Source organism: Humibacillus xanthopallidus, from assembly GCF_006717145.1.
Classification (GTDB): domain Bacteria; phylum Actinomycetota; class Actinomycetes; order Actinomycetales; family Dermatophilaceae; genus Humibacillus; species Humibacillus xanthopallidus.
The window spans coordinates 1,310,356-1,323,491 of sequence record NZ_VFQF01000001.1 but is presented as its reverse complement, the minus strand read 5'-3'; the positions used below and the strand labels follow the sequence as shown (position 1 = coordinate 1,323,491).

At 71.0% G+C, this 13,136-nt stretch carries 11 protein-coding genes; all 11 read left to right on the top strand.

From position 1 onward, the window contains the following. The first annotated feature begins 90 nt into the window (after positions 1-90). The 11 genes from uvrA (at position 91) to FHX52_RS05900 (ending at position 13,105) form a co-directional block, all read left to right on the top strand. Entirely contained in the window at positions 91-3,249 is a 3,159-nt protein-coding gene (gene uvrA, locus FHX52_RS05950; RefSeq protein WP_141820784.1) for an excinuclease ABC subunit UvrA, read from the top strand. Next, the gene (locus tag FHX52_RS05945; protein WP_141820782.1) at positions 3,246-3,758 is read left to right on the top strand and encodes a Rieske (2Fe-2S) protein; all 513 of its coding nucleotides are present in this window, start codon (positions 3,246-3,248) and stop codon (positions 3,756-3,758) included. Before uvrA ends, FHX52_RS05945 begins: the two co-directional genes overlap by 4 nt. Positions 3,759-3,871: 113 nt before the next feature. Continuing rightward, entirely contained in the window at positions 3,872-6,016 is a 2,145-nt protein-coding gene (uvrC, locus tag FHX52_RS05940) for an excinuclease ABC subunit UvrC (RefSeq protein WP_141820780.1), read from the top strand. Then, positions 6,013-6,930, top strand: coding sequence for an RNase adapter RapZ (gene rapZ, locus FHX52_RS05935; RefSeq protein ID WP_141820778.1), 918 nt, complete (start codon positions 6,013-6,015; stop codon positions 6,928-6,930). Before uvrC ends, rapZ begins: the two co-directional genes overlap by 4 nt. Before the next feature lie 18 nt (positions 6,931-6,948). Beyond that, positions 6,949-7,929: a gluconeogenesis factor YvcK family protein gene (locus tag FHX52_RS05930; protein ID WP_281287978.1), complete on the top strand. Its 981-nt coding sequence runs from the start codon at positions 6,949-6,951 to the stop codon at positions 7,927-7,929. Between the two features lie 57 nt (positions 7,930-7,986). Beyond that, positions 7,987-8,967: a DNA-binding protein WhiA gene (gene whiA / locus FHX52_RS05925; RefSeq protein ID WP_141820776.1), complete on the top strand. Its 981-nt coding sequence runs from the start codon at positions 7,987-7,989 to the stop codon at positions 8,965-8,967. Between the two features lie 236 nt (positions 8,968-9,203). After that, complete coding sequence (gene gap / locus FHX52_RS05920; RefSeq protein WP_141820774.1) at positions 9,204-10,208, top strand: type I glyceraldehyde-3-phosphate dehydrogenase; 1,005 nt, start codon at positions 9,204-9,206, stop codon at positions 10,206-10,208. 96 nt (positions 10,209-10,304) lie between these two features. Beyond that, positions 10,305-11,513 (top strand): phosphoglycerate kinase, encoded by a 1,209-nt coding sequence (locus tag FHX52_RS05915; protein WP_141820772.1) that lies wholly within the window; start codon positions 10,305-10,307, stop codon positions 11,511-11,513. Continuing rightward, positions 11,513-12,331 carry a triose-phosphate isomerase gene (gene tpiA, locus FHX52_RS05910; protein ID WP_141820770.1) on the top strand — a complete coding sequence of 273 codons (819 nt, stop codon included), beginning with the start codon at positions 11,513-11,515 and terminating at the stop codon, positions 12,329-12,331. Before FHX52_RS05915 ends, tpiA begins: the two co-directional genes overlap by 1 nt. A gap of 164 nt (positions 12,332-12,495) precedes the next feature. Beyond that, entirely contained in the window at positions 12,496-12,741 is a 246-nt protein-coding gene (gene secG / locus FHX52_RS05905) for a preprotein translocase subunit SecG (RefSeq protein ID WP_141822052.1), read from the top strand. A gap of 13 nt (positions 12,742-12,754) precedes the next feature. Beyond that, positions 12,755-13,105, top strand: a complete 351-nt coding sequence (locus FHX52_RS05900; RefSeq protein WP_141820768.1) for an RNA polymerase-binding protein RbpA — start codon at positions 12,755-12,757, stop codon at positions 13,103-13,105. Positions 13,106-13,136 lie beyond the last annotated feature (31 nt).

Sequence of the window (13,136 nt, the reverse complement as noted above, 5' to 3'; positions counted from 1 at the left end):
ACCGGGCTGGGAGGGGCCGTGGGCCGGTCGCCCGGTCCGCCCGCTGTCGAGGGTGACAGGACTGTCGGAGGTCCCACCTAGCATGTCGGGGTGACTGTTACGCCCACCGGCTCCTCCCACTCACTCGTCGTCCGCGGCGCTCGCGAGCACAACCTGCGCGACATCTCGGTCGACCTGCCCCGCGACAGCCTCATCGTCTTCACCGGCCTCTCGGGCTCGGGCAAGTCGAGCCTCGCGTTCGACACGATCTTCGCCGAGGGCCAGCGGCGCTACGTCGAGTCCCTGTCGGCCTACGCCCGGCAGTTCCTCGGCCAGATGGACAAGCCCGACGTCGACTTCATCGAGGGCCTCTCGCCCGCGGTCTCGATCGACCAGAAGTCGACCAACCGCAACCCGCGCTCCACGGTCGGCACCATCACCGAGGTCTACGACTACCTCCGCCTCCTCTTCGCGCGCGCGGGCCGCCCGCACTGCCCGGTGTGCGGCGAGCCGGTCACCCGGCAGTCGCCGCAGCAGATCGTCGACCAGCTGCTGACGCTCGAGGACCGCACCCGCTTCCAGGTGCTCGCACCGGTGGTGCAGGGCCGCAAGGGCGAGTTCGTCGACCTCTTCGCCGAGCTCCAGACCAAGGGCTTCTCCCGCGCGAGGGTCGACGGCGAGGTCGTGTCGCTCGCCGAGCCCCCCGCCCTCGAGAAGCAGCGCAAGCACACGATCGAGGTCGTCGTCGACCGCCTCGTCGCCAAGGGCGACGACACGAGCGCGAAGCGCCGGCTCACCGACTCCGTCGAGACCGCTCTCGGCCTCGCCGGGGGCATCGTCATCATCGACTTCGTCGACCGCGACGCCAAGGCGAAGGACCGCGAGCGCCGCTTCTCCGAGAAGATGGCGTGCCCCAACAACCACCCCCTCGGCATGGACGAGATCCAGCCGCGGTCGTTCTCCTTCAACTCGCCCTTCGGCGCGTGCCCCGAGTGCACCGGCATCGGCACCGAGCTGGAGGTCGACCCCGAGCTCGTCGTGCCCGACGACGACCTCAGCCTCGCCGAGGGCGCCATCCAGCCCTGGGCCCAGGGCTCGGGCTCGGCCGAGTACTTCCAGCGGGTCATGACGGCCCTCGCCGAGGACATGAGGTTCTCGATGGAGGCGCCCTTCCGGTCGCTCCCGGCGCGCGCCAAGGAGGCCCTGCTCCACGGCCAGAACTACAAGGTCCACGTCAAGTACAAGAACCGCTACGGCCGCGACCGGTCCTACACGACCGGCTTCGAGGGGGTCGTGCCCTTCATCAAGCGGCGCCACGGCGAGACCGACTCCGAGTGGAGCCGTGAGCGCTACGAGGGCTACATGCGCCAGGTGCCCTGCCCCGTGTGCAAGGGCGCCCGCCTCAAGCCCGAGTCGCTCGCCGTCCTGCTCGGCGGCAAGAACATCTCCGAGGTGTGTGGCCTCGCCATCAACGAGGCCGCGGGCTTCCTCGACACCGTCGACTTCACATCGCGCGAGAAGCAGATCGCCGAGCGGGTCATCAAGGAGATCGACGCGCGGCTCGGCTTCCTGCTCGACGTCGGTCTCGACTACCTCTCGCTCGACCGCCCCGCAGGCACGCTCTCCGGTGGCGAGGCCCAGCGCATCCGCCTCGCGACGCAGATCGGCTCGGGGCTCGTCGGCGTACTCTACGTCCTCGACGAGCCGTCGATCGGCCTGCACCAGCGCGACAACCACCGCCTCATCGAGACGCTGACGCGCCTGCGCGACCTCGGCAACACGCTCATCGTCGTCGAGCACGACGAGGACACCATCGCGACGGCCGACTGGGTCGTCGACATCGGCCCCGGCGCCGGCGAGCACGGCGGCCGCGTCGTGCACTCCGGTCCGGTCAAGGGTCTGCTCGAGCACCCCGACTCGCTCACCGGCATGTATCTCTCCGGCCGTCGCGAGATCCCGACACCCGTCGTCCGGCGGGGCCACGACGGGCGCCAGATCACCGTCTCCGGGGCACGCGAGAACAACCTCCAGAACGTCTCGGTCGACTTCCCGCTCGGCAACCTCGTGGCGGTGACCGGTGTCTCGGGCTCAGGCAAGTCGACGCTCGTCAACGACATCCTCTACAACGTCCTCGCCAACAAGCTCAACGGGGCGCGCCACGTGCCGGGCCGGCACAAGACGGTCACCGGCCTCGACCAGCTCGACAAGGTCGTCCACGTCGACCAGAGCCCGATCGGGCGCACGCCACGGTCGAACCCCGCGACCTACACCGGCGTCTTCGACAACATGCGCAAGCTCTTCGCCGAGACGACGGAGGCGAAGGTGCGCGGCTACCAGCCGGGCCGCTTCTCCTTCAATGTCAAGGGCGGGCGCTGCGACGCGTGCTCCGGCGACGGCACCATCAAGATCGAGATGAACTTCCTGCCGGACGTCTACGTCCCGTGCGAGGTGTGCCACGGCGCGCGCTACAACCGCGAGACGCTCGAGGTCCACTTCAAGGGCAAGACGATCGCCGACGTGCTCGACATGCCGATCGAGGAGGCCGCCACGTTCTTCGAGGCGGTGCCGGCGATCGCACGCCACCTCAAGACCCTCAACGACGTCGGCCTCGGCTACGTGCGCCTCGGCCAGCCCGCGCCGACCCTCTCCGGAGGCGAGGCGCAGCGCGTCAAGCTCGCGAGCGAGCTGCAGAAGCGGTCCACCGGACGCACCATCTACGTCCTCGACGAGCCGACGACCGGTCTGCACTTCGAGGACATCCGCAAGCTGCTCGACGTGCTCCAGGGCCTCGTCGAGAAGGGCAACACCGTCATCGTCATCGAGCACAACCTCGATGTCATCAAGAACGCCGACTGGATCATCGACATGGGTCCCGAGGGTGGCTCGCGCGGCGGCATGGTCATCGCCGAGGGCACCCCCGAGCACGTCGCCGACGTCGAGGCGAGCCACACCGGGCGCTTCCTCAAGCCGATCCTCGAGCGCACGGCACGCACGACGACGCGCACGCCGGCCCGCAAGCCCTCCGGTCGCGGCGCCACAGCGAGCTCCCAGCGAACCGGTGGCGCGCCCACAACCAACGGCACGAAGATCACCCGGAAGGCCGGGACGAGCAGCACGGCCACGGCGAGCACGCCCGGCGCCGGCACCAAGGCGCCCAGCCGTGCGCGCGGAGGAGCCACGACGGCCGCCGCGAAGAAGACCACGTCGAGCACGACCGTCAGCAAGACGAGATCCGCCCCGAGCACGACGACCCGGAAGAGGAACGCATGAGCCAGGGCACGTTCTCCCACCCGACCGAGCCGACGACCGGCATCTCCGAGCGGATCGCGGAGCTGACCGATCGGCGCGGCGTGCTGCGGGCAGCCGTCGTCGTCGCCGGCGTCGGGGCGCTCGCGGCGTGCAGCAGCCCGCCCGTGCCCGAGGCGCCGGCCCCGTCCTCGAGCGCCGCGGGGGCCACCTCCTCCCCGGGCGCGGGCGGCGAGTCGTCGGCCGCGGCCGGAGGCATCCCCACGTCCGAGATCCCCGTCGGCAGCGGCAAGATCTTCGCCGACACCCAGACGGTCATCACGCAGCCGACCGCGGGCACCTTCAAGGCCTTCGACGCGATCTGCCCCCACCAGGGCTGCACGGTCGCCTCGTTCGAGGGCAACCAGATCGTGTGCCCGTGCCACCAGAGCCACTTCGACAGCACGACCGGCGACCCGGTCTCGGGCCCGGCGGCGACGGGGCTCACCCCCAAGACGGTGACCGTCTCGGGGAGCACGCTGACCGTCAGCTGAGGCCGCTGGCCCCGCGGCCCCCACCAGCCCTCACCAGCCCTCACCAACGCGGACGGATGCCGTGTGCCGAGGGGCGTCGTCGGGGTGTCGGTGTGCCGACATAGGGTGTTGCCGTGGCCGACCCGAGGACCTATCGCCCCAAGCCGGGGGAGATCCCGACCGATCCGGGGGTCTATCGCTTCCGTGACGGTCACGGGCGGGTCATCTACGTCGGCAAGGCGAAATCCCTTCGGCCACGGTTGTCCTCGTACTTCCAGGACATCACCGCGCTCCACCCGCGCACCGCGACGATGGTCACGACGGCCGCGTCGGTCGAGTGGACGGTGGTGCGCACCGAGGTCGAGGCGCTCCAGCTCGAGTACTCCTGGATCAAGGAGTTCGACCCACGCTTCAACGTCAAGTACCGCGACGACAAGTCCTACCCCTTCCTCGCCGTGACGATGGGGGAGCAGTTCCCCCGCGCCCAGGTCATGCGCGGCGCCAAGCGCAAGGGCACCCGCTACTTCGGCCCCTACGGCCACGCGTGGGCGATCCGCGAGACCCTCGACCTGTTGCTGCGCGTCTTCCCGGTGCGCACCTGCTCGTCCGGCGTCTTCAAGCGCGCCGGCGCGAGCGGTCGGCCGTGCCTGCTCGGCTACATCGACAAGTGCTCGGCGCCGTGCGTCGGCCGGGTGACGGCCGAGGAGCACCGGGCCATCGCCGAGGACTTCTGCGACTTCATGACCGGCAACACGAGCCGCTTCGTCAAGCGCCTCGAGACCCGCATGCGCGAGGCGGCGGCCGAGCTCGACTTCGAGCAGGCGGCCCGGCTGCGTGACGACATCGGGGCGCTGAGCAAGGCCCTCGAGAAGCAGGCCGTCGTGCTCGGAGACGCCACCGACGCCGACGTGTTCGCCCTCGCCGACGACGACCTCGAGGCCGCGGTGCAGGTATTCCACGTGCGCGGCGGTCGCATCCGCGGCCAGCGCGGCTGGGTCGTCGAGAAGGAGAGCGAGGACATCCCCTCCCTCGTCGAGCACCTGCTGCTGCAGGTCTACGGCGACGCAGAGCGCGAGGGGGTCCCGCGAGAGGTGCTCGTGCCTGCAGAGCCCGCCGACCTCGAGGCGGTCACCGAGTGGCTGTCGTCGGTGCGGGGGTCGTCCGTCAGCGTGCGGGTGCCGCAGCGCGGCGACAAGCGCACCCTCATGGAGACGGTGCGCCGCAACGCCGAGCAGTCCCTGGCCCGGCACAAGGTGGCCCGCGCCGGTGACCTCACCCTGCGCAGCCGTGCCCTTCAGGAGCTGCAGGACTACCTCGAGCTCGACGAGGCGCCGCTGCGCATCGAGTGCTACGACGTCAGCCACGTGCAGGGCACCAACGTCGTGGCCTCGATGGTGGTCTTCGAGGACGGGCTCGCCCGCAAGAGCGAGTACCGCCGCTTCATCGTCCGCGGCGCGACCCAGGGCGGCGTCACCGACGAGTCCGTGACCGTCGACGACACGGCCGCGATGCGCGAGGTGCTGACCCGGCGCTTCCGCCGCTACCTCGAGGACGCCGAGGGCGCCGGCGACCTCGACCTGTCGACCGGCGTCGTCAGCGACGGCGCCGCATCGTCGGTCGCGGGCGCCTCGGGCGCAGCCGATGGGGCCCGTGCAGCCGGCAGCGATGCCGGCTCAGCCGACGACTCGGCCGACAACTCAGCCGACGACTCAGCCGACGACTCCGGTGCGGGCGACGACGACCGATCGGCCTCCGGCCCGATCGACCCCGAGACCGGACGACCCCGCCGCTTCGCCTACCCGCCGAGCCTCGTCGTCGTCGACGGTGGCCTGCCCCAGGTCAACGCCGCCCAGGCCGTGCTCGACGAGCTCGGCATCGAGGAGGTCGCGCTCGTCGGGCTCGCCAAGCGGCTCGAGGAGGTCTGGCTGCCCGGTCTCGAGCACCCGGTCATCCTGCCGCGCACGAGCGAGGGGCTCTACCTGCTCCAGCGCCTGCGCGACGAGGCGCACCGCTTCGCCATCACCTTCCACCGCCAGCGGCGGTCCAAGGCGATGACGACGAGCCAGCTCGACGGCATACCCGGTCTCGGAGCGAGCCGGCAGAAGGCGATCCTGCGGCACTTCGGGTCGGTCAAGCGCCTGCGCCAGGCGAGCGCCGACGACCTCGTCGCGGTACCCGGAATCGGACCTTCGCTTGCCAGCGCCATCGTCACCCACTTGGCTGAGGGTGCAGCGCCGGAGCCAGCCGTGAACCTCACGACGGGAGAAGTCCTCGAATGACCGCCGACCCCAACCCCACGCCAGGCAGGTCGCTGGCCGACGCGCCGATCGTCATCGTCACCGGGATGAGCGGTGCGGGCCGCTCGACGGCCGCCAACGTCCTCGAGGACCTCGGCTGGCTCGTCGTCGACAACCTGCCGCCGCAGCTGCTCTCGGCCCTCGCCGACCTGCGCGACGAGGCGCGCGAGCGCAACCCCGAGGCCTCGATGCAGCAGGTCGCCGTCGTCGTCGACGTGCGGTCGCGCGGCTGGTTCGGCATGCTCTCCGAGGCCATCGCCGCCGCCCGCGAGCGTGGTGAGCACCCGAGCCTCGTCTTCCTCGACGCGACCGACGAGGCGCTCGTGCGCCGCTTCGAGAGCGTGCGCCGGCCGCACCCGCTCCAGGCCGACGGTCGCCTGCTCGACGGCATCCAGCTCGAGCGCACGATGCTCGTCGACCTGCGCTCGAGCGCCGACGTCGTCATCGACACCTCGGGCCTCAACGTGCACCAGCTGACGGCCAAGCTGTCGTCGCTCTTCGCCGGCGACCGCCGGGCGCAGCTGCGCATCGCCGTCATGTCGTTCGGCTTCAAGTACGGCCTGCCCCTCGACGCCGACGTCGTCTTCGACATGCGCTTCCTGCCCAACCCGTTCTGGGTGCCCGAGCTGCGGCCGCTGACCGGCCGCGACGCCCCGGTGGCCGAGTTCGTCATGGCCCAGCCCGGCGCCGAGGAGTTCATCGACCGCGCCTCCGGTCTGCTGACGACGATGATCGAAGGCTACGTGCGCGAAGGACGCCGCTACGTCACGGTCGCCGTGGGCTGCACGGGCGGCAAGCACCGCTCGGTCGCCACCGCCGAGGCGCTCAGCACCCGTCTCGGGCAGATCGACGGGGTCGACACCTTCGTCGTGCACCGCGACCTCGGGCGTGAGTGACACCGGATCGCAGCGACCGTGACGCCACCACCTCCACCTCCGCCGGGGCCCCTGGTCCCCGTCCACCACCGCAGCATCGTCGCCCTCGGTGGTGGCCACGGCCTGTCGGCCGCACTCACCGCGTTGCGGCTGCTCACCGACAGCGTGACCGCCGTCGTCACGGTCGCCGACGACGGTGGATCGAGCGGCAGGCTGCGCGAGGAGTTCGACGTGCTGCCGCCCGGTGACCTGCGCATGGCGCTGTCGGCGCTGTGCGACGACAGCGACTGGGGGCACACGTGGCGCGACGTCCTCCAGCACCGCTTCTCGGGCACCGGCGACCTCGCCGGGCATGCCCTCGGCAACCTCATGATCGTCTCGATCTGGGAGCTGCTCGGCGACACCGTGCAGGGCCTCGACCTCGTCGGCCGGCTGCTCGGTGCCCGGGGCCGCGTGCTGCCGATGGCGGGGGAGCCGCTGCAGATCGTCGCCGAGATCCGAGGGCACGACCCCGACCGTCCCGACGAGACCGTCGAGGTGCGCGGCCAGCACCGCGTCGCGTCCTCCCCGGGCATCGTCTCCTCGATCGGCATCCTGCCCACGTGCCCGACCCCGTGCCACGAGGCCATCGAGGCGGTCGCCCGGGCTGACTGGGTGATGCTCGGGCCGGGGTCCTGGTTCACGTCGGTCATGCCGCACCTGCTCGTGCCCGACCTCGCCGACGCGCTCGTCGCCACTCCGGCCCGGCGCCTGCTCAACCTCAACCTCGAGGTGCACAAGGGCGAGACCCGCGACTTCCGGGCCGAGGACCACCTCACCTCGTTCGCGTCCAACGCACCCGACCTGCGCCTCGACTACGTCCTCGCCGACCCCAGCGTCGTGCCCGACGTGCCGACCCTTCGGGCGGCCGCCGCCGAGCTCGGGGCCGAGCTCGTCGTCGCCCCCGTCGAGGCGCGGCGCCAGCCCGGCGTCCACGACCCCCTCCGACTGGCCGCGGCGCTGCGCGACATCATCGCCTGACGGGCGCTCGCCCGGCTCGGCGCGAGGCTGCTTGATCGGGGTGGCAGGATGAACCGCATGGCGATGACAGCGAAGGTGAAGGACGAGCTCTCGAGACTCGAGGTCACCAAGCCCTGTTGTCGCAAGGCCGAGGTGTCGACGATGCTGCGTTTCGCCGGTGGGCTGCACATGATCGGCGGCCAGATCGTCGTCGAGGCCGAGCTCGACACCGCGAACGCCGCCCGACGCCTGCGCCGCAACATCACCGAGGTCTACGGCCACCGCAGCGACGTCCTCGTGCTCGCCGCCGGCGGGTTGCGCCGAGGGTCCCGCTACGTCGTGCGGGTCGTCGAGGACGGCTCGACGCTGGCCCGCCAGACCGGCCTCGTCGACGGTCGCGGGCGCCCGGTCCGCGGCCTGCCGCCGAAGGTCGTCAGCGCGTCGACGTGCGACTCCGAGGCCGCCTGGCGGGGAGCCTTCCTCGCGCACGGGTCGCTCACCGAGCCCGGCCGCTCGTCGGCCCTCGAGGTCACCTGCCCCGGTCCTGAGGCCGCCCTCGCCCTCGTCGGCGCGGCCCGGCGCCTCGGCATCCAGGCCAAGGCGCGCGAGGTGCGCGGCGTCGACCGCGTCGTCATCCGCGACGGCGACGCCATCGGCGCGCTCCTCACCCGCCTCGGTGCCCACGACGCCGTCATGGCCTGGGAGGAGCGCCGGATGCGCCGCGAGGTTCGCGCGACCGCGAACCGTCTCGCCAACTTCGACGACGCCAACCTGCGGCGCTCGGCGCGTGCCGCGGTGGCGGCCGGCGCCCGGGTCGAGCGCGCCATGGAGATCCTCGGCGACGAGATCCCCGACCACCTGCGCGAGGCCGGCACGCTGCGGCTCGAGCACAAGCAGGCGAGCCTCGAGGAGCTCGGCCAGCTGGCCCAGCCGCCGATGACGAAGGATGCCGTGGCCGGCCGCATCCGCCGGCTGCTCGCCATGGCCGACAAGCGCGCCGAGGAGCTCGGCGTGCCCGGCACGGAGTCGAGCCTCACCCAGGACATGCTCGAGTCCTGACCCGGGCGGCGGGGGAGCAGCCGACGAGGAGCGGGCGGGCACCGCCCGGGCGGCGGCCAGGCAGCGGGCGGGCAGCGACCGGGCATGGTGAGCGATCGCTCACCATCACCTGAGACTCACGCCTCGCGTGCGAGACCGACGCACTAGGGTGGAAGGTGATCAAGGCCGCCCGATGTCGCGCGGTCCCAGGTCTGACACACCGTCCGACACAGTCTCACCCGAAGAGGTGCTCAGCAGTGACCGTTCGCGTTGGTATCAACGGCTTTGGCCGCATCGGCCGCAACTTCTTCCGAGCCGTCCTGGCATCCGGAGCCGACATCGAGGTCGTCGCAACGAACGACCTCATGGACAACAAGACCCTCGCCCACCTGCTCAAGTACGACTCGATCCTGGGCCGTTTCCCGGGCGAGGTCACCTACGACGAGACCTCGATCATCGTCGACGGCAAGGCGATCCGCGTCTTCGAGGAGCGCGACCCGGCTGCGATCGACTGGGCCGGCGTGGGTGCCGACGTCATCGTCGAGTCGACCGGCTTCTTCACCGACGCGCAGAAGGCGAAGGCGCACATCGACGGTGGGGCTAAGAAGGTCATCATCTCGGCGCCGGCCAAGAACGAGGACATCACGATCGTGATGGGCGTCAACCACGAGCTCTACGACCCGGCCGCTCACACCGTCATCTCCAACGCCTCGTGCACGACGAACTGCCTCGCGCCGATGGCCAAGGCCCTCAACGACGAGTTCGGCATCGTCAAGGGCCTCATGACGACGATCCACGCCTACACCCAGGACCAGAACCTCCAGGACGCGCCGCACAAGGACCTCCGCCGCGCCCGCGCCGCTGCCCTCAACATCGTGCCGACGACGACCGGCGCCGCCAAGGCCGTCGCCCTCGTCCTGCCCGAGCTCAAGGGCAAGCTCGACGGCTACGCGCTCCGCGTCCCGGTGCCGACCGGCTCGGCGACCGACCTCACCTTCGAGGCCGGCCGTGAGACGACGGTCGAGGAGGTCAACGCCGCGGTGAAGGCCGCTGCCGAGGGCCCGCTCAAGGGCTTCCTCGTCTACACCGAGGACGAGATCGTGTCCAAGGACATCGAGACCGACCCGGCCTCCTGCATCTTCGACGCCGGCCTCACCAAGGTCATCGGCAACCAGGTCAAGGTCGTCGGCTGGTACGACAACGAGTGGGGTTACTCCAACCGCCTCGTCGACCTCGTCAACCTTGTCGGCGAGTCGCTCTGACGCACCCGGCCACCGCCCCGGCACGTGCCGGGGCGGTGGCCGCAGCCATATCTCGCCCACATCACCGACCCACCGCTACCGGAAGAGGCAGACCGCGTGAAGACGACCGGTGACCTCGGGGACCTGCGCGGCAAGCGCGTCCTCGTCCGCTCCGACCTCAACGTGCCGCTCGACGGCACGACCATCACCGACGACGGCCGCATCCGCGCGTCGGCACCGACGATCAAGGGCCTGGCCGACGCCGGGGCGCGTGTCATCGTCTGTGCCCACCTCGGCCGCCCCAAGGGCGCCCCGGAGGCGAAGTACTCCCTGGCCCCCGTCGCCGAGCGTCTCGGCGAGGTGCTCGGCACCGACGTCGTCTTCGCCGACGACACCGTCGGAGACGACGCCAAGGCCAAGGCGGCCGCGCTCGAGGACGGCCAGGTCCTGCTCCTCGAGAACCTCCGCTTCAACGCCGGCGAGACCGCCAAGACAGACGACGAGCGGGCTGCCTTCGCCGGCGAGCTCGCTTCTCTCGCAGACGTCTTCGTCTCCGACGGCTTCGGTGTCGTGCACCGCAAGCAGGCCTCGGTCTACGACATCGCCCGCCTCCTGCCGCATGCCACCGGTGACCTCGTGTCGGCCGAGGTAGACGTGCTGCGCCGGCTCACCAAGGACCCCGAGCGGCCGTATGCCGTCGTGCTCGGCGGTGCCAAGGTGTCCGACAAGCTCGGCGTCATCGGCAACCTGCTCGGCACGGCCGACCGGCTCCTCATCGGTGGTGGCATGGTCTTCACCTTCCTCGCCGCGCAGGGCCACGAGGTGGGCAAGAGCCTGCTCGAGGCCGACCAGATCGACACGGTCAAGGGCTACCTCGAGCGCGCCGAGAAGGAGGGCGTCGAGATCGTGCTGCCCGTCGACGTCGTGGCCGCCGACGCGTTCAGTGCGGACGCCGCGCACGACGTCGTCGCTGCCGACGCCATCCCCGCCGACCGCATGGGCCTCGACATCGGCCCCGAGTCGAGCCGCCTCTTCGCCGAGAAGCTCGCCGACTGCCGCACCGTCTTCTGGAACGGCCCCATGGGCGCGTTCGAGATGGCGCCATATGCCGCGGGCACCAAGGCGCTCGCCCAGGCGCTCGTCGACGTGACGTCCGCCGGCGCGCTGACGGTGGTGGGTGGAGGCGACTCCGCCGCGGCCGTGCGGCAGCTCGGTTTCGAGGACTCCGACTTCGGCCACATCTCGACCGGTGGCGGGGCGAGCCTCGAGTACCTCGAAGGCAAGGAGCTGCCCGGTCTCACGGTCCTCGAGGAGGGTGACGCCTGATGGCGAAGAACACTGCTGCCCCGCAGAGCGGCCGCGTGCCGCTCATGGCAGGCAACTGGAAGATGAACCTCGACCACCTGCAGGGCACGCACCTCGTGCAGAAGCTCGACTGGACCCTGCGCGACGCGAAGCACGACTACTCCGCCGTCGAGGTCGCGGTCCTGCCGCCCTTCACCGACCTGCGGTCCGTGCAGACGCTCGTCGAGGGCGACAAGCTCGACCTCAGGTACGGCGCGCAGGACCTCTCGCCGCACACCTCGGGCGCCTACACGGGCGACATCTCCGGCGCCTTCCTCAAGAAGCTCGGCTGCACCTACGTGTGCATCGGCCACAGTGAGCGCCGCGAGGGCCACGGCGAGACCGACGAGGTCGTCGCCGCCAAGGTCAAGGCGGCCTACCAGCACGACCTCACGCCGATCCTCTGCTGCGGCGAGGCCCTCGACGTGCGCAAGGAGGGCCGTCAGGTCGAGCACGTCGTCGCCCAGCTGCGGGCAGCGCTCGACGGCGTCTCCAAGGAGCAGGTCGCCTCGATCGTCATCGCCTACGAGCCCATCTGGGCCATCGGCACCGGCGAGGTCGCGACCCCCGACGACGCGCAAGAGGTCTGCGCGGCCATCCGCACCCTGCTCGCCGAGCTCTACAGCGGCGACGTCGCGGACGGCATACGCGTGCTCTACGGCGGCAGCGTCAAGGCGGGCAACGTCGCGGCGATCATGTCCCAGGAGGACGTCGACGGCGCCCTCGTCGGAGGAGCGTCGATCGACCCGGCCGAGTTCGCGTCGATCTGCCGCTACCGCGACCACCTCGCTACGAGCTGAGCCCTTCCGACGACCGCCCCGTCGACCACGTTGCGCCGCCGGCCCCGGCCACGGCGCAGCGTTCGGTCGATCGGGTGGGGGGAAGGTATCCTTGCCCGAGCCCTTGATCGAGCCGCGGTGCTGACGCCGTGGCTGACGACGTCCCGACGATTTGGAGTGACCACGTGGATGCGGTCCGCATCGCCCTTCAGGTCCTGCTGGTGCTGTCCAGCCTGGTCCTGACCCTCTTCATCCTGCTGCACAAGGGCAAGGGTGGTGGCCTGTCCGACATGTTTGGCGGCGGCATGTCGACCTCGCTCGGCGGGTCGTCGGTTGCCGAGCGCAACCTGGACCGTTTCACCGTGGCCGTCGCCGCGGTGTGGGCGACGGCCATCATCGGACTGGGCCTGCTGGCCCGGTTCGCGAGCTGAGAGGACGACAACCATGGCGAGTGGTAACGCGATTCGCGGAAGCCGGGTCGGCGCGGGCCCCATGGGCGAGGCGGAGCGCGGCGACGCCGCTCCCCGCGTCCACATCTCCTACTGGTGCTCCAACGGGCACGAGACGCGCCCGAGCTTCGCGCAGGAGCCCGGCATGGTGCTGCCCGAGACGTGGGACTGCCCGCGCTGCGGCTACCCCGCCGGCCAGGACAAGGAGAACCCTCCCGCTCCGCCGAAGGTCGAGCCCTACAAGACGCACCTGGCCTACGTGAAGGAGCGGCGCAGCGACGCCGACGGCGCTGCCATCCTCGACGAAGCCCTCAGCTCCCTGCGTGAGCGCGGCCTCATCCAGTGACCTCGGCGGTCGCCGACGGCGACCGCACGAC